We start from the raw sequence: 16,566 nt of genomic DNA on the forward strand, positions 1-16,566 counted from the left end.
TGGCAAGATTTTCCGCGCTATAGAGGCGCGGATAAGACGATGCTTTTCAATAGCTACGAATTCATCCTGCTGTTCCTGCCGGTCGCCGTGGCAGGATTCTTCGTGCTTGCGGGCGCGAGCACGCGGGCGGCGATGGGTTGGCTCGTCGCCGTGTCGCTGGTCTTCTACGGGTGGTGGAATCCGGCCTATCTGCCGCTTCTCATCGGCATCGCGGCCTTCAACTATGTTGTCGGGCGCGCTTTGTCCCGCAAGCCGTCGCGCTGGCTTCTGGGCTTCGGGATCGCCGTCGATCTCGGCACGCTCGGCTATTTCAAATACGCCGGTTTCTTCGTGTCGACGGTCGATTCGCTCACCGGTGCGAACTGGGCGATCGGCCCCATCGTCCTGCCGCTCGCCATCTCCTTCTTCACCTTCCAGAAGATCGCCTTCCTCGTCGATAGCCATCGCGGCCTCGCGCGCGACGTGGGCCCGCTCGAATATGCGTTGTTCGTGGCGTTCTTCCCGCAGCTCATCGCCGGGCCGATCGTCCATTACCGCGATGTGGTGCCGCAGTTCCGGTTGCCGGAAACCTTCCGGCCGATCGCCGAAAACTTCGCTGTGGGCGTCACCATCTTTGCAATCGGCCTGTTCAAGAAGGCTGTGCTGGCAGATGGCATCGCGGTCTACGCAACGCCGGTGTTCGATGCGGCGGAGGCCGGCCGCTCGCCGGACCTCCTCACCGCGTGGAGCGCGGCGCTCGCCTACACGTTCCAGCTCTACTTCGACTTTTCCGGCTATTCGGACATGGCGATCGGCGCCGCGCGTCTGTTCGGCATCCGGCTGCCGCTCAACTTCAACTCGCCCTACAAGGCGGCGAACATCATCGATTTCTGGCGCCGCTGGCACATGACGCTGTCGCGGTTCCTGCGCGATTATCTCTATGTTCCGCTCGGCGGCAACCGGAAGGGACGTGCGCGCCGCTATGCCAATCTGCTCGCGACCATGCTGCTTGGCGGCCTCTGGCACGGCGCGGGGTGGACCTTCGTGCTCTGGGGCGCGCTGCACGGCGCCTTCCTTGTCGTGAACCATGCGTGGCGGCGGCTTGCGCCCGCCGCGCTCACGGGTGCGCGCTTCTATCCGGTGGCGGCGTGGCTGCTGACCTTCCTTGTCGTGGTCGCGGCGTGGGTGCCGTTCCGTGCGCTTACGCTCGATGGCGCCGGGCGAATCCTTGCCGGGATGGCGGGGCTGAACGGGGTGTCGCTGCCCACCGCCATCTTCGTGCGCCTCGGGCCGCTGCGCGATGGTCTGGAGGCGCTTGGTGTCGAGGCTTCGGCCAGCGGGGGCGGTGCGTTCGTGGCGGTGTGGCTCTGGATCGCCGCCTTGTTCGCGCTCGCACGCTTTGCGCCTAACACGCAACAGATCATGGGCAGATACCGTCCCGGTCTCGGCTTCGAGGCTGCAGGCGCGGTGAGGTTGTTGTGGCGGCCGGCGGCCCGCTGGGCCATCCTGACAGGCGCGGTTGCCGCCGCAGGGCTGCTCGCGCTCAATCAGGTTTCCGAATTCCTCTACTTCCAGTTCTGAAGGCCGCACCCGTGAAACGCTATCTCGCCATCCTTGCCGCCACGGTGCTGGTGATTGTCACCGGCGTCGCGGGCCTGGCATGGCTCGTCGATCCCTATGCCTATTGGAATGCGCCCGTCATCGATGGCGTGAACCGCTACCGTCCTGCGGCCGGAAAGCACATGCTCGCCGTGAAGCTGCGGCAGTACGAACGGATGCAGCCGAACACGCTCGTTGCCGGAAACAGCCGCGTGTATGTCGGGATCGACCCCGGATCACGCACCTGGCCGTCCGAAATGCAGCCCGTCTACAACCTCGGCCTGCCGAGCGTCGGTATGCGCAACGTCGTCCAGGCTGTCGAAACCGCGCTCTTCACTCACCAGCCTCGCGCGCTTTTCGTTGGGCTGGATTTCATGAACTTCACGGTGGAACAGGCTGATTGGCACAAGGGCGGGTCTGTTGCGCTGCCGCCCAAGCCGGATTTCGCCGAGCGCGCGGCGCTCAATGCGAAGCTGTTGCTATCGCTCGATGCGCTCACCGATACAGTGGACGCCCTTCTCGAACAGCACAGCGCTTCGCCCGAAACGATAACGCCCGCCGGCTTCTATGGCACCGGCATCTATCCCGCCATCATAGCGGGGGAGGGCCACGCGGCGCTGTTTCGCCAACGCAACCGGGAGAATCTCGAATACTATCTGGCAGGCCCAAAGCGCGTGCGCTGGGGCCCCGAGCAGAACCCGGAGTTCGACGCGCTCGAAGATCTCGTGCAGACGGCGAAGGCCCGGCAGATTTCGCTCACCTTCTTCACCTATCCGTACCATGCCGACGTGCTGCTCAGCTACCAGAAGGCCGGGCTGTGGCCTGCCTACGAGGATTGGCTCCGCGATCTGGCGGCGTTTTCGGCGCGCACAGGTATCCTCACCTATATGTTCACGCGCGTCGATGAGGTGACCGGAGAAGCCGTGCCCGAAGATGGGGATACGAAAACGCGAATGCGGTGGTATTGGGAGGCCGGTCATTTCAAACCCGCACTCGGAGACCGCATGGTCCTCATCATGAATAGCTCGCTCGACGACCGGCTGGTGCTGACGCCGGACAATGTCGAGGCGCGGATTCGCGAACTGCGCGAAGGTCTTGCCGCTTACGGCAAGCAGCATCCCGCGGTACGGCGCATCGATGAGGCGTTCGAGGACGCATCACGGTGAAGCAGGCGCTGCTCGGGTCCATCCGCACGCTCGGCGGTTTTGCGGCGGCGCGCGCGCTGACGGCGCGAAAGCTGCGCATCCTCTGCTACCATGGCCTCTGGACGCTGGATGCGCGGCCGTTCGGCAACCGCCTGTTCATGCCGCACCGGCAGTTCGCCGATCGGATGAAGTGGCTTGCCGCCTCGCCCTATCCGGTGCTGCCGCTCGGCGAAGCGGTCGACATGCTCGCCGAAGACAGGCTGCCGAAGGGCGCTACCGTCATCACCATCGACGACGGCTGGTCCTCCACCTACACGCACATGCTGCCCGCGCTCGAAGCCTGCGGCCTTCCGGCGACCGTCTATGTCTCGACCTATTATGTCGAAAACGACGGCCCGGTGGCGAACGTCGTGGCGAATTATCTCGCCGAGCGCGCGCCTGCAGGCACCTATGACCTCGCCGGCGTCCTTCCCGGCCTCGAAGCGCCGCTCGTTCTGGGTGATGCCGCAAGCCGCGACAGGGCAGGGGACCGGCTGCGCACGGCCGTCGACGATGTCGGTTTCCAGCCCCGCATGGTCGGTCTCGCCGAAGTCGCGAACCGGCTCGGCATGGGTACGGAGCCGTGGTGGTCCGGGCGCCAGTTCCACCTGATGCGCCCTGAGGAGGTGCAGGATGCCGCCCGCCGCGGCCTCGACATCCAGCTCCACACACACCGCCACAAGGGCCTCCACCGCTACATCGACGCCCTGCCGCAGGAGCTTGCCGACAACCGCGCGTCGCTCGGCACCATGCTTGGCGGCGCGCATCAGGACCATTTCTGCTACCCGAGCGGCGGTTTCGACGCGCGCGGGGAGGCGATGCTCGCCGAAGCCGGGATCAAATCCGCAACGCTCGTCACCGAAGGCTTGAACGCGCCGGGTACGAACCCATATCGCCTGCGGCGGTTCCTGGACGGCCGGACGGTAAGCGAAGCGAGCATCGACGCGTACCTCTCCGGCATCCTCGACATCGCCGAGCGGCTACGCTAAACGCGCCCGCAAATCCGAAAGATCACGTGAGAAGGCGGCGGCGGCATGGCGTCCTACCAGTATAGTTTTGTGATGAAGGGTCTCACCAAGACCTTCCCCGGCGCGCCGAAGCCGGTTCTGAACAACATCCACCTGCAGTTCCTGCCCGGCACCAAGATCGCCATCATCGGCGTGAACGGCGCCGGCAAGTCGACGCTGATGAAGATCATGGCGGGCTACGACAAGGACTATCAGGGCGAGGCGTGGGCCGCAGACGGCGTCCGCGTCGGCTATCTTTCGCAGGAGCCTCAGCTCGATCCGACGAAGACCGTGAAGGAAAACGTCATGGACGGCGTTCGCCCGGTCGCCGACATGATGGATCGTTTCAACGAGATCAGCACCATCATGGCCGATCCGCCCGAAGACGCGGACTTTGACGCGCTGATGACCGAGATGGGCGAGCTTCAGGAGAAGATCGACGCCGTTGACGGCTGGACGCTCGACAACCAGCTCGAAATCGCCATGGACGCGCTGCGCTGCCCGCCGGGCGACGCGGGCGTCGAAAACCTCTCGGGCGGTGAGAAGCGCCGCGTGGCGCTTTGCCGGCTCCTGCTCGAAAAGCCCGAAGTCCTGCTGCTCGACGAGCCGACCAACCACCTCGACGCGGAAAGCGTGCAGTGGCTGGAAAGCCATCTCATCGAGTATCCGGGCAACGTCATCCTCGTCACCCACGATCGCTACTTCCTCGACAATGTCGTCGGCTGGGTGCTGGAGCTGGACCGCGGTCGCGGCCTGCCGTTCGAGGGCAACTACTCCAAGTGGCTTGAAGCGAAGGCCAAGCGCATGGAGCAGGAAGACCGCGAGGAAGAGGGGCGCCAGAAGGCGATCAAGGAAGAGCTGGAGTGGATCCGGCAATCGCCGAAGGCCCGCCAGACCAAATCCAAGGCGCGTATCAAGGCGTTCGACGAACTCGTTGAAAAGCAGAACGACCGCCGGCCAGGCGGTGCGCAGATCCTCATTCAGATTCCCGAGCGCCTTGGCAGCACGGTGATCGAGGCGAAGGGCCTCACCAAGGCTTACGGCGACAAGCTGCTGTTCGAAAACCTCGAATTCACGCTGCCGCCGGGCGGTATCGTCGGCGTCATCGGCCCGAACGGCGCCGGCAAGTCGACGCTGTTCAAGCTCATCACCGGGCAGGAAACGCCCGATAGCGGCTCGATAAAGATCGGCGACACGGTGAAACTCGGCTATGTCGACCAGAGCCGCGATCATCTCGATGCGAACAAGAACGTCTGGGAAGAGGTTTCCGGCGGCAACGAGCGCTTCTACTTCGGCAAGCACGACATCTCGACGCGGGCCTATGTGGGCGCTTTCAACTTCAAGGGCGTCGATCAGCAGAAGAAGGTCGGCCAGCTTTCAGGCGGTGAGCGTAACCGCGTTCACATGGCGAAGATGCTGCAAAAGGGCGGCAACGTGCTGCTGCTCGACGAACCGACCAACGACCTCGACGTCGAAACGCTGCGCGCGCTCGAAGAGGCGCTGGAGAACTTCGCCGGCTGCGCCGTGGTCATCAGCCACGACCGCTTCTTCCTCGATCGCCTCGCCACACACATCCTCGCGTTCGAGGGCGACAGCCACGTCGAATGGTTCGAAGGCAACTTCGAATCCTACGAGGAAGACAAGCGCCGCCGCCTCGGCGACGAAGCCGACCGCCCACACCGCATGAGCTACAAGAAGCTCACGCGGTAAGGGTACGTCAGTCGCAGAGCCTACGGTCTCCGTCGCTAAGGCTGGTGGTATTCGTGATGTTTCTGAGCGTCAATTCGCGCGCGATGAACGCTGACGTATAGGTGATGTCGCGTTCCGTGAATATCGGCGCGATGCTGCGCAGAATGCTGCTTCTCACCGGGAAGAACCACGGCGTGTAGCGATAGGTCACTTCGGCGACGAGCACGTTGTTCGGGTCCGTGACGATCATGCCGTTTACTTCGTCGATCGAATCGTCGTCCTCACCATCGCCTTCCTCGCCGATTGCGCTCGCCCGGGCGAGATCGCCCTCGCAGCGTTGCCAGCGGATCCAGTGCCCGTCGTCGTCGGCATTGCGCGTGACGGAACTGAGCACGATGCGACCATTTGTATCGAAATCGTCGAACGATGCAGACATCTGCGAACCCATGAACAGCGTGTTCACGTCCACTTCGTCGATACTTGCCCGATAACGTGCGGCAAGATCGGCGGTTGATGTTGCGATGCGCGAGAGCTGTTGGTGGGTCAGCGCGAGGTGGACAAGCTCAAGGCCGCCGAGCAGCGCAACCATCAGGAACGGCAACGCAAACGCGAACTCCATGAACGCGACACCGGACTCGTCGTCACGAAGTGGTGTCCGAACCTTTTGAAAGAGGCGAACCCGTTTCGTTGTCATGAAGGAATGCACTCCTCCTCGGGGGCGGGCACCTCGATATTGCTGAACGGCTCGTTCTTGATGATGGCATTGGCCTCGATGGTCATGTTTGCATTGCCGCCGTTGATGATGCCTGAGGTCAGCTTGAAGATCATCGGGTAGGTAACCGTCACGCCGTAATAAAGAATGTCTTCGGCATTGCCGAGATCGTCGCTGCCGCGATCTGCATCCCACTGTTCGTTCCCGTTGATATCGATGTAGCAGTCGCCCGGCCCTGGCTCGCCACCAAACGGCGCGACATCGGACGAAAGCGGTTCAGGCTGCCCGACGGCACCGAAGCTGGAATAGCTTCTGCGATCGATCTCTGCATGGGCGCCTTTGATCTGTCCGATCTTCGCGTCGAGGATCGCGTCAAGTTCCTCCGCGGTCGAGCCGCCGGTCGCGGCGAGACGCGAGACTTCACGAAGCGCGCCTTCCACGTTCGATTTCGCATAGGCGAGATAGCCAAGCTCGATCCCGCCCATCAGCAGCGTCATCATCGGCAGGCTGAGCAAGGCGAACTCGATGATGTAGCTGCCGCGTTCGTCCCGGCGGAGACGGCGAAGCGGATTGCGGAGGCGCATCATGGCGCGCTTACTTCGACACGCGCAGATAGCCGATGTTCTGCGCGATCTTCTGGAAGGCCTCGTTCAGATCTTCGGCGGTCTCCGCAACGTAGTAATCGTCCTCCGAACTCGCGCATTCTTTGATCGCGTTTTTGTCCGTCGTGCCGATCGAGGTGGAGAAGGCCACCGTCGAAACCTTGATGCCCTGCATCTGAGCCGCTTTGCAGATCATGAGGAAGCGCCCCCTGTGCTCGGCCTTGGGTTCCGCGGTGTCGGATTTGGTTCGGTGATCCCAAAGATACTGATTATATGCCGAATAGCTGATCCCGGGGTCGATTTCACCGTCGGACATGAAGACGATATAGCGGTTGACGCCGCGTTCTTCGCCCGTGTGTCCGGGTGCAAGGTAAGTGCTGTCGTTGGGGAACGGTGCGCCGGGGCTGATCAGCGCGAGACCCCAGTACATGCCGAGGTCGTGATAGGTGCCGCCTGTAGGTTTGAGGGCGTCGATATAGCTACCCAACGTCGTCACGCCGTCCGCATCGATCTGCGTAAGCAGCTTTGCCTCGTTCGGGCAATTTTTATTGGGGCCGGTCGTGGCGACGCCGTTTTTGTAGTGGCTTGTCGTTGTCAGGCTCGTGTAGCTCGTGTCATAGCGCACAGCCTTGCTCGTGTAGGTGTCGGATTTGTTCTCCATGCGCCAGTTCACATTGGCCCACGGCTGTTTGGTAATGTCCATGTAAGTCGCATTCGGGCGGTACTTATTGCCGGTAACGGTCGCGGTCCCGACCTTGTCCCCGGTCCACGGCAAAGCAAAGTACGGCCTCCATTTCGGTGCGACCTTTCCATCGAGCTCCGCTCCCGGCACGGCGTCGATGACGTCCCACGCACTCGCGGGAGTGGTCGTGTAGGGGGCGCTCGATGCGTTGATGGTCGTGACGGTGCTGCGGGCCTCGACGCAACCTTTCCACGCGTAGGGGTTGGCGGGCGTCGTTTCTGCAAGCCCGAGGGAAACGAACTGGTCGAGGTCCAGATTTTCATCGTCCCAAGAGCCCGTCACGGAATAGTTCTTCCAAGCGTATTTTCCGCTCACCGTCGCCATGTACGGCTCACCGATATTCGTTGAATACGGCTCACCCGAGTAATCGATGTAGTCGGGATTTTCAGCGTAGAGCAGCTTGCCGACGTTCACGCCCTGCGAATAGGGAACGATACCAACGCGCACACGAAGTCCGCTGCTGCTCAGCTGATCCTGAAGCTCTTTGAGGATGTCGAGAAATTCCTTGGAAGCGCCCTGCAGCGCGATCATGCGCTCGTTGTCGCTTCCGCTGTTTTTATTGACGTCCCATGCCATCGATCCGGTTACGTCAACGACGAGAACGACATCGACATTCACGCCGGAGCGGCGCGCCGAGCACTCGGCGTTGATATCCATCGACTGGATTCCCGCGATACGCAACAACTGCGTCGAAATCGTCGTAGCGAGCGTGATCGTGAGCTCGCCATCATCATCGACTTGTGCGGTACGCGTGATCTCGCTCGTGTCGAACTTGCCTTCGGGGAAGTTATAATCGAGGAACTTCTGGATTTCCTGATCGGCGGTCGAATTGTCGAGCACGGTGCCGCCGCTATCGGTATCGTCCTTCGTCATTACCTTCCGCCCCGCGAGCGCGGCCGCGTCGCAAGCTTGGGCGAGGCGGGCCTCTGCCATGTAGGCTCGGGTGAGGTCTACGCCGCCGCCGATCGCGCCGACGAGCGGGATCACGGATGCGGCCACGATGGCGAGCGCGTTGCCTTTTTGGTCGCGTCTCAGGCGCGAAAGAAAGGTCGACGACTGCATGGTTTTCATGCGATTGCCCGGCGTATTGCTGCCCAGCGACATAGTGTTCACCCCCGAAGTGCGCCGCCTGCAAGTAGGCGCATAATCAAGGATGCATAACGGGAAATGCCTAAGAAGCCGTTGAGGTGACTGGTTAATGACAGACGGGATCGGCGGAATTCCGGGCGTTGCCGAAACGATTTCCAAAGTGGAAGCGATTGTGCGGGCCGAAGATCGGGACCGCTACGTCGCGACGCTGTTCGCTCCGGCTGCCGCAAGGCCGCAACTTTTTGCGCTCCATGCCTTCGATCTTGCGCTCGCCGAGGTGGTGCGCACGACCACGGAGCCGCAGATCGGCATGATCCGGCTCGCATGGTGGCGCGACAGTGTTGAGAGTGCGCGCGAAAAGCCGATCACAGGAGAGCCCGTTCTCGCCGCCGTTGCGGCTGCCGCACTGGATACCGGAGGGCTCGCGGCGCTGGCCGAGGCGCACATGGACGTCCTCGACGGCGCCGAAATCGGCGAGAGCGGAGCGCAGCTTTTCCGCTGCGCCGCTGCGCTGCTCGGGGCGGAGGACGATGCCGGGCTCGCCGATGCCGGCCGCTTCTGGGCGCAGGCAAACGCGCGCCGCCGGGGCGCGGAGGCCGCCATTTCGATGCCTCACCGGATGCGCTTTGTGCCTCCTGTCCGGCCCGTCACCGCACTTGCAGCCGTCGCCCGGCGCGACGCCGCCGGCAAGCGGGAACCGCGCGGGGCGGCCGGACGGCAGTTCGCGATCCTGCGGCATGTGCTGACCGGCCGCGTCTGACAGGGAAAGTGTGACAGCGCCGAAACGAACCCGTTAGAGTGATTTCGAGGCAGGTGGAATCACCTGCCGGCTCGGAAATAACGGTAAACAAAAGATATTCTAGAGTCGTTCCGGTTCACTCAGAACCGGAACGACTCTAGACTTGCCGCTTCGAGTCGCATCGAGGGGGCAGGGATGACGATGGTTTGGCGCTGGGCGGTCGGCGGGATTGCGGTGACATTGCTTGTGGCCGCCGCCGTGGTGGTGAGCGGCGACGATGAGCAGGAGACCGCCGCCCTTCCGGAGCCTCCGGCAGCCATCGCCGCGCCCGCCGCGCTCCCCGAGCCGCCGCAGGCGAGCGAGGCGACGCGCGAGGAAAAGCGTTTCCGCCGCTACGACCGCGACCGCAACGCCAGCGTCAGCCGTGAGGAGTATCTGCGCGCGCGTCGGCAATCGTTCGACCGGTTCGATACGGATGGCAACGGCGTGCTCAGCTTTGCGGAATATGCCGTGAAGCAGAACGCGCGCTTCGATGACGCCGATGCCGACAGGTCCGGCGAACTCGTTGCGGCAGAGTTCGAAAAGACGCGAACGGTGCGAGCCGCGAAGTCGAAAGCCGAATGCAGCTGCGCTGACTAACTCGCCTTGGCGGCGATCCACTGGTCGAGATCGGCAAGTGCTCGCTCCGCGTAAGCCGCTTTGCGCGATTTCTTGGGAACGCGCGCGTCAAACGGCGGGAACAGGCCGAAGTTCACGTTCATCGGCTGGTAGGTCTCTGCCACCGCCTCGCCCGTGATATGCGCGAGCAGCGCACCGAGCGCCGTCGTGCGCGGCGGCAGGTCCGGCGCGTTGCCGAGTGCATCCGCTGCCGCGAAGCGCCCTGCCATCAGGCCGACTGCAGCGCTTTCGATATAGCCTTCGCAGCCGGTGATCTGCCCGGCGAAGCGGATGCGCGGATCGGACTTCAGGCGCAGGCTTTCGTCGAGCAGCACCGGCGATTTGATGAACGTGTTGCGATGAAGCCCGCCCAGCCGCGCGAATTCGGCGTTTTCGAGGCCGGGGATGCTGCGGAAGATGCGCACCTGCTCGGCATGGCGCAGCTTCGTCTGGAAGCCGACCATGTTCCAGAGTGTGGCGGAAGCGTTATCCTGGCGGAGCTGGACGACGGCGTAGGCCTTCTTCCCCGTGCGCGGGTTGGTGAGGCCGACTGGCTTCATCGGCCCGAAACGCAGCGTTTGGGCCCCGCGCTCCGCCATCACCTCGATCGGCATACAGCCTTCGAAATAGGGGGTGTTCGCCTCCCATTCCTTGAACACGGTCTTCTCGCCGGTCAGCAGCGCGTCGATGAAGGCACCGTACTGGGCCTCGTCCATCGGGCAGTTGATATAGTCCTTGCCGTCGCCCTTGTCGTAGCGGGACTGGAACCACGCGGTTTCCATGTCGATGCTTTCGCGGTGCACGATGGGTGCGATGGCGTCGAAGAAGGCAAGGGCGTCTTCGCCCGTCTGCGCGCGGATCGCTTCGGCGAGTGGTGCGGCGGTCAGCGGCCCGGTGGCGATGATCGTCTGACCCCATTCGGGCGGCGGCAGGCCGTCCACGCGCTCGCGGCGGATTTCGATCAGCGGTTCGGCTTCGATGGCGGCGGTGACGCGCGCCGAGAAGTCGTCGCGGTCCACGGCCAGCGCCGAGCCCGCGGGCACCCGCGCGGCGTCTCCGCAGCCGAGGATCAGCGAGCCAAGCCGTCGCATCTCTTCATGCAGCACGCCGACGGCACTCGCATTCGGATCATCCGACCGGAAACTGTTGGAGCAGACGAGCTCGGCAAGGCCGTCGGTATGATGCGCGTCCGTGCCTTGCACAGGGCGCATTTCGTGCAAAACGACAGGAACGCCCGCGCGCGCGAGCTGCCATGCGGCTTCCGAACCGGCGAGGCCGCCGCCGATGACGTGAACGGGTGTCTTCATGCGCGCGGAGATATGGGGAAGGGGTGGCTGCGTCCAGTGTTGCATGGTCGCGCGCTCTTTGCGATGAGCCTTGGCGAATGTCGCGCCGCATCCTGATCGTCACGGGGCTGTACCCGCCGAACGCCCCCACGGCGACCGTGCGCGCGCCGAAGTTCGCGCGTTTCCTGCTGGATCGCGGCCACGACGTTCGCGTGCTTTCAGGGCGGAATCTGCAGTTTCCTGCCGCGGTCGACCCCGAGATTCCCGCCGAGCGCATCACCGCCGTGCCTTATGTGCGGCGTGGACGGACCGCGCCGATGACGGAGGCCGATCAGCCGAAGTCCGGCGCAAAGGCCGGCGTGGAAACCGCCGCGGAGCCGGGCGGGCTGCGGCGGCTCCTCTGGCAGCTCTCCTACTTGCCTGACCCCCACATCACCTGGATCGACCCGGCGGTCGAGGCCGCACTGGCGTGGGACTGGAAGCCCGATGCGATCTTCTCGACCGGGCCGCCGCATTCGAGTCACATGGCGGCGGCGCGGCTGTCGCGTGCTTGGGGCGTGCCGTTTGTGGCCGAACTCCGCGATCTCTGGGCGGACAATATCTACCAGAACGAGAGCTTCATCGCGAACCGCGTGAATCGCTGTATGGAACGGCGCGCGCTGTCGAAGGCGGCTGCATTGGTGGCGGTGACCGAGGGCAGCGCCGAAATCCTCGCACGGCGTTACGGAAAGCCCGTCATCTGTGCCGCAAATGGCTACGACCCGGCGGATTTCGTTGGCCTCGAAGACGCGGCGGCGCTGGATGCCGGGCGGCTCACCATCGTCCACGCAGGCTCCACCTACAACGGTGGCCGTTCGCCCGAGCCGCTGCTCGCGGCGCTCGCGCTCCTGAAGCCTGATCCGGCGAAGCTCGTCGTACATTTCTGGGGCGAGGACAGCCACGTACCGATGGCGATGGCCGAGCGCGCGGGTGTCGCGCATCTGGTGCAGGCGCATCCCCCGATCGGGCGCGGCGAGGTGCTGCGCATCGAGCGCGCGGCGGATATCCTTCTGCTGCTGCGCTTCTCGACCGAGGGCGAAAAACACGTCGTCGCGGGCAAGCTCTACGAATATGTCGGCGCGCGGCGTCCCATCCTCTGCCACGGCCAGCAGGAAGGCGAGGCGGCGGATATTATCCGGCGCACCGGCATCGGCCTCGTCAGCAACGATCCGGCGACAATCGCCGGCTGGCTCTCGGAAAAGCTGGCCGAGCGTGCGAACGGTCGCCTTCCCGACCTTCCGGCAGGCGCGGCCGACGGGCTGACGCGCGCCGCGCAGTTCGAAAAGGTCGAAGCCTTGCTCGACCAAAGCTTGTCGAACGCCAAGAAAGTCTAGCTTTTCCGGGGTGCGCGGCATTCCTATCAGCGGTCGAATGAAATCCGCGCTCATCATTCGTCACGTCCCCTACGAAGGCGTCGCCGGCTTCCGCAAACCCATCGAGGACGCGGGCTACGCCGTCGATCGCATCGACGTGACCGACGCGGCGTTCTCCTCCGTGGACCTTTCGGCGCCGGACCTCGTCATCATGATGGGCGGGCCGATGGGCGTGTACGAGGCGGAGCAGTATCCGTGGATTTCCTGCCAGCTCCGGCGCCTCGCCGGGCGGCTGGATGCGGACAGGCCAACGCTCGGCGTCTGCTTCGGCGCGCAGATGATGGCTGCGGCGCTTGGCGCCCGCGTCTTTGCCGGTCCCGTGAAGGAGGTCGGCTTCAAGCCCGTGTCGATCAGCGCCGCAGGCGCGGATTCGCCGCTCCGCCACGTGCATGACGTGTCGGTCTTGCACTGGCACGGCGATACGTTCGATCTGCCGCGCGGCGTCGAGCTGCTCGCGTCCAGCGACGCCTATGCGCATCAGGCGTTCCGGCGCGGGCGCAACCTGCTCGCGCTCCAGTTTCATGCCGAAATGGGCGAAGACCCGCGCTTCGACGCCTGGATCGACGAATGGCCGGAATCGGTGCTCGAAGCCGGCAAGGACATCGAAGCGATGCGCCGCGAGCATGACGAACTCGGCCCCGTCGCCGTCGCTGCGGGCCGGCGCATGATCGAAGAGTGGCTGGAAGGCATCCGCTAGCGGGCGCGGACGTCACCCAATCGTAACGCTGGCCTTCACGCGCGCGCGCATGTAGAGACCTAACGGCATACCAAGAACAAATCCCCGAGAGCGTACAGGAAACCGAGTGGACGCCCCAGAGACCAGCGGCGCCGAGCCGTCCGATATCCGCCCCATCTCCATCGTCGAGGAGATGAAGACGAGCTATCTCGATTACGCGATGAGCGTGATCGTGGCGCGTGCGCTGCCTGATGTTCGCGACGGTTTGAAGCCCGTCCATCGCCGTATTCTCTATACCGCCTACGAAAACGGCTTCACGTCGAACAAGGCCTATCGCAAATCGGCCCGCATCGTCGGCGACGTGATGGGTAAATACCACCCGCACGGCGACAGCGCGATCTACGACGCCTTGGTCCGCATGGCGCAGGACTGGTCGATGCGCGTGCCGCTGATCGACGGTCAGGGCAACTTCGGCTCGATGGACCCGGATGCCGCGGCGGCGATGCGCTACACCGAATCGCGCCTCGCCAAGGTCACCGACGAGCTTTTGACCGATCTCGACAAGGATACGGTCGATTTCGTCCCGAACTACGACGGCTCTGAAAGCGAGCCTTCGGTGCTTCCGGCGCGCTTCCCGAACCTGCTGGTGAACGGCGCGGGCGGCATCGCGGTCGGCATGGCGACCAACATCCCGCCGCACAACCTCGGCGAGGTCGTGGCGGCGGCGGTGGCGTTCATCGACAATCCGGCGATCACGGTCGAGGAGCTCATGGAGTTCGTGCCGGCGCCGGACTTCCCGACCGGCGCGATGGTGATGGGCAAGGGCGGGCTTTTGAGCGCCTACACCACCGGGCGCGGCTCGGTGATCATGCGCGCGCGCAGCGTGATTGAGGATCGGCGCGGCGACCGCCGCCAGATCGTGCTCACCGAAATCCCGTTCCAGGTCGGCAAGGCTGGCCTCGTCGAGAAGATCGCCGAGGCGGTGAAGGACAAGCGTATCGAGGGCGTGTCCGACATCCGCGACGAATCGAACCGCGAAGGCGTCCGTGTCGTCATCGAGCTGAAGCGCGATGCGACCCCCGAAGTGGTGCTGAACCAAGTGTACCGCTTCACCCCGGCCCAAACGAGCTTCGCCTTCAACATGCTGGCGATCCGCGGCGGCCGCCCGGAACTCCTGAACCTCCGCGACATCATCGCGGCGTTCATCACCTTCCGCGAGGAAGTGATCACCCGCCGCTCGAAGTTCGAGCTCAACAAGGCGCGCGACCGCGCCCACATCCTGCTCGGTCTCGTCGTCGCCGTGTCGAACCTCGACGAGGTCGTGCGCATCATCCGCGGCAGCTCCAACCCCGCCGAAGCGCGCGAAACCCTGATGGCGCGCGAGTGGGCGATCGGCGAAATCCGGCCCTATCTCGAGCTCGTCGAGGCCGTGGAAGACGCCGTCTACGGCGACACCTACAAGATGAGCGAGACGCAGGTCCGCGCCATCCTCGATCTGCGCCTCCACCGCCTCACCCAGCTCGGCCGCGACGAGATCGGCGCCGAACTGAAGGAATTGGCGGTTTCGATCGCCGAGCTGCTCGCCATCCTCGGGGATCGTGCGAAGCTCTACGCGGTGATGCGCGAGGAGCTCGTCGCCGTCTCGGAAAGCTACGCGACGCCCCGGCGCACCGAAATCGTGCCCTACCTCGACGACATCGATGATGAAGACCTCATCGAGCGCGAGGAGATGGTCGTCACCGTCACCATGGGCGGCTACATCAAGCGCACGCCGCTGGGCAGCTTCCGTTCGCAGCGGCGTGGCGGCAAGGGCCGCTCCGGCATGAACACGAAGGACGAGGATGCGATCACGAACCTGTTCGTGACGCTTACCCACACGCCCGTGCTGTTCTTCTCCACGGCGGGCAAGGTTTACCGCATGAAGGTGTGGAAGCTCCCCGAAGGCGCGCCGCAGGCACGCGGCCGGGCGATGGCGAACCTGCTGCCGCTGGCGGATGGCGAAGTCATCTCCACCGTGCTGCCGCTCCCCGAGGACGAGGCGGAGTGGGGCAAGCTCCACGTGATGTTCGCCACCGCGAAGGGCACCGTGCGCCGCAACTCGATGGATGCGTTCACCAACGTGCCCTCGAACGGCAAGATCGCCATGCGCTTCGACGAGGACAGCGACGACCGCCTGATCGGCGTGGCGCTGCTCACGGAGGACGACGACGTTCTGCTCGCAACGCGGCAGGGCAAGGCGATTCGCTTCTCCGCGACCGACGTGCGCGAGTTCCAGAGTCGGACGTCGACCGGCGTGCGCGGCATGACGCTGAAGGGCGATGACGAGGTGATCTCGCTCTCCATCCTGCGCGGCTTCGCAGCGACTCCGGACGAGCGCGAGGCCTACCTCCGCGCTGCGCCGTGGAAGGACAACGAGAACGAACCGACGCTCAAGCCGGAGCGTATGGCCGAGTTCACGGCGGCGGAGGAGTTCATCCTCACCGTCTGCGCGAACGGCTACGGCAAGCGCACGTCTGCCTACGAATACCGCCGTTCGAACCGTGGCGGGCAGGGCATCGGCAACATCGACAACATCGCGCGCAACGGGCCGGTGGTGGCGAGCTTCCCGGCGCACGACGGCGAGCAGCTCATGCTCGTCACCGATCAGGCGAAGATGATCCGCCTCGGCCTCGATACGCTCCGCGTCATCGGCCGCAACAGCGCCGGCGTGCGCCTGTTCAACGTCGCCGACAACGAACACGTCGTCTCCGCCGCCAAGATCGAAACCGATGGCGAGGACGAAGGCGAGGGCGAGGGCGAAGGCGCCGAGGAAACAGAAGTCGCACCCGCCACGGAATGAGCCCCACCGCCTACAAGATCCTCACGCGGGGCGAGTGGCAAAGCCTGAACGCCGAAGGCACGTTCGCCGGCGCCCCGGTCGATCTCGCCGACGGCTACATCCACCTCTCCGCACCCGATCAGGTGGCGGAAACGGCCGCAAAGCACTTCGCGGGCCGGGACGATCTCGTGCTCGCCGAAGTCGATCTCACGAAGCTCGAAGGCGTGAAGTGGGAACCCTCACGCGGCGGCCAACTCTTCCCGCACGTGTATGGCGCGCTGCCATTTTCCGCCGTCATCCGAGCGCAAGCGCTATGGGTCACAGGTGACGGGGGGATGGAGATTGTGAGCAGTTTGGAAGTCAAAAGTTAAGCGC

Annotated in this window: 14 protein-coding genes; 10 read left to right on the top strand and 4 right to left on the bottom strand. The window is 64.3% G+C overall.

Annotation, left to right across the window (positions count from 1 at the left end; translation table 11 throughout):
• The first annotated feature begins 39 nt into the window (after positions 1 to 39).
• The 4 genes from ACFQ00_RS06015 to ettA are packed head-to-tail and all read left to right on the top strand — an operon-like array spanning position 40 to position 5,479.
• Positions 40 to 1,560 carry an MBOAT family O-acyltransferase gene (locus ACFQ00_RS06015; RefSeq protein WP_381487627.1) on the top strand — a complete coding sequence of 507 codons (1,521 nt, stop codon included), beginning with the start codon at positions 40 to 42 and terminating at the stop codon, positions 1,558 to 1,560.
• 11 nt (positions 1,561 to 1,571) lie between these two features.
• Complete coding sequence (locus tag ACFQ00_RS06020; protein WP_381487630.1) at positions 1,572 to 2,744, top strand: hypothetical protein; 1,173 nt, start codon at positions 1,572 to 1,574, stop codon at positions 2,742 to 2,744.
• On the top strand, positions 2,741 to 3,751 hold the full coding sequence (locus ACFQ00_RS06025) for a polysaccharide deacetylase family protein (protein ID WP_381487633.1): 1,011 nt from the start codon (positions 2,741 to 2,743) through the stop codon (positions 3,749 to 3,751). The genes ACFQ00_RS06020 and ACFQ00_RS06025 overlap by 4 nt, the downstream gene beginning before the upstream one ends.
• 45 nt (positions 3,752 to 3,796) lie before the next feature.
• Positions 3,797 to 5,479: an energy-dependent translational throttle protein EttA gene (ettA, locus tag ACFQ00_RS06030; RefSeq protein WP_381487636.1), complete on the top strand. Its 1,683-nt coding sequence runs from the start codon at positions 3,797 to 3,799 to the stop codon at positions 5,477 to 5,479.
• A gap of 7 nt (positions 5,480 to 5,486) precedes the next feature.
• Here the strand turns inward: ettA and ACFQ00_RS06035 are convergent, their stop codons facing one another.
• Genes ACFQ00_RS06035 through ACFQ00_RS06045 form a run of 3 tightly spaced genes read right to left on the bottom strand, consistent with a single transcriptional unit; the run spans position 5,487 to position 8,618 of the window.
• The gene (locus ACFQ00_RS06035; protein WP_381487639.1) at positions 5,487 to 6,152 is read right to left on the bottom strand and encodes a TadE/TadG family type IV pilus assembly protein; all 666 of its coding nucleotides are present in this window, start codon (positions 6,150 to 6,152) and stop codon (positions 5,487 to 5,489) included.
• Positions 6,149 to 6,757, bottom strand: coding sequence for a TadE/TadG family type IV pilus assembly protein (locus ACFQ00_RS06040; RefSeq protein ID WP_381487642.1), 609 nt, complete (start codon positions 6,755 to 6,757; stop codon positions 6,149 to 6,151). Before ACFQ00_RS06040 ends, ACFQ00_RS06035 begins: the two co-directional genes overlap by 4 nt.
• Positions 6,758 to 6,764: 7 nt before the next feature.
• The gene (locus tag ACFQ00_RS06045) at positions 6,765 to 8,618 is read right to left on the bottom strand and encodes a TadE/TadG family type IV pilus assembly protein (RefSeq protein WP_381487645.1); all 1,854 of its coding nucleotides are present in this window, start codon (positions 8,616 to 8,618) and stop codon (positions 6,765 to 6,767) included.
• Positions 8,619 to 8,712: 94 nt separating this feature from the next.
• Here ACFQ00_RS06045 and ACFQ00_RS06050 point away from each other — a divergent pair, with 94 nt between their 5' ends.
• Complete coding sequence (locus tag ACFQ00_RS06050) at positions 8,713 to 9,363, top strand: squalene/phytoene synthase family protein (RefSeq protein ID WP_381487648.1); 651 nt, start codon at positions 8,713 to 8,715, stop codon at positions 9,361 to 9,363.
• Between the two features lie 174 nt (positions 9,364 to 9,537).
• Positions 9,538 to 9,981 (top strand): histidine kinase, encoded by a 444-nt coding sequence (locus ACFQ00_RS06055; RefSeq protein WP_381487650.1) that lies wholly within the window; start codon positions 9,538 to 9,540, stop codon positions 9,979 to 9,981.
• Here ACFQ00_RS06055 and trmFO read toward each other — a convergent pair.
• Entirely contained in the window at positions 9,978 to 11,306 is a 1,329-nt protein-coding gene (gene trmFO / locus ACFQ00_RS06060; RefSeq protein WP_381487882.1) for a methylenetetrahydrofolate--tRNA-(uracil(54)-C(5))-methyltransferase (FADH(2)-oxidizing) TrmFO, read from the bottom strand. The genes ACFQ00_RS06055 and trmFO overlap by 4 nt on opposite strands.
• 77 nt (positions 11,307 to 11,383) lie before the next feature.
• Here trmFO and ACFQ00_RS06065 point away from each other — a divergent pair, with 77 nt between their 5' ends.
• From ACFQ00_RS06065 to ACFQ00_RS06080, 4 genes are all read left to right on the top strand, one after another.
• Positions 11,384 to 12,658 carry a glycosyltransferase gene (locus tag ACFQ00_RS06065; RefSeq protein WP_381487652.1) on the top strand — a complete coding sequence of 425 codons (1,275 nt, stop codon included), beginning with the start codon at positions 11,384 to 11,386 and terminating at the stop codon, positions 12,656 to 12,658.
• 37 nt (positions 12,659 to 12,695) lie between these two features.
• Positions 12,696 to 13,394 (top strand): glutamine amidotransferase, encoded by a 699-nt coding sequence (locus tag ACFQ00_RS06070; protein WP_381487654.1) that lies wholly within the window; start codon positions 12,696 to 12,698, stop codon positions 13,392 to 13,394.
• Positions 13,395 to 13,566: 172 nt separating this feature from the next.
• A complete protein-coding gene (gene gyrA / locus ACFQ00_RS06075) occupies positions 13,567 to 16,212 on the top strand; it encodes a DNA gyrase subunit A (protein ID WP_381487885.1) in 2,646 nt (881 codons plus the stop codon).
• Positions 16,209 to 16,562: a DUF952 domain-containing protein gene (locus ACFQ00_RS06080; RefSeq protein ID WP_381487657.1), complete on the top strand. Its 354-nt coding sequence runs from the start codon at positions 16,209 to 16,211 to the stop codon at positions 16,560 to 16,562. The genes gyrA and ACFQ00_RS06080 overlap by 4 nt, the downstream gene beginning before the upstream one ends.
• The last annotated feature ends 4 nt before the right edge of the window (positions 16,563 to 16,566 follow it).

It is taken from the genome of Sphingosinicella xenopeptidilytica (genome assembly GCF_042676985.1).
Classification (GTDB): domain Bacteria; phylum Pseudomonadota; class Alphaproteobacteria; order Sphingomonadales; family Sphingomonadaceae; genus Sphingosinicella; species Sphingosinicella xenopeptidilytica.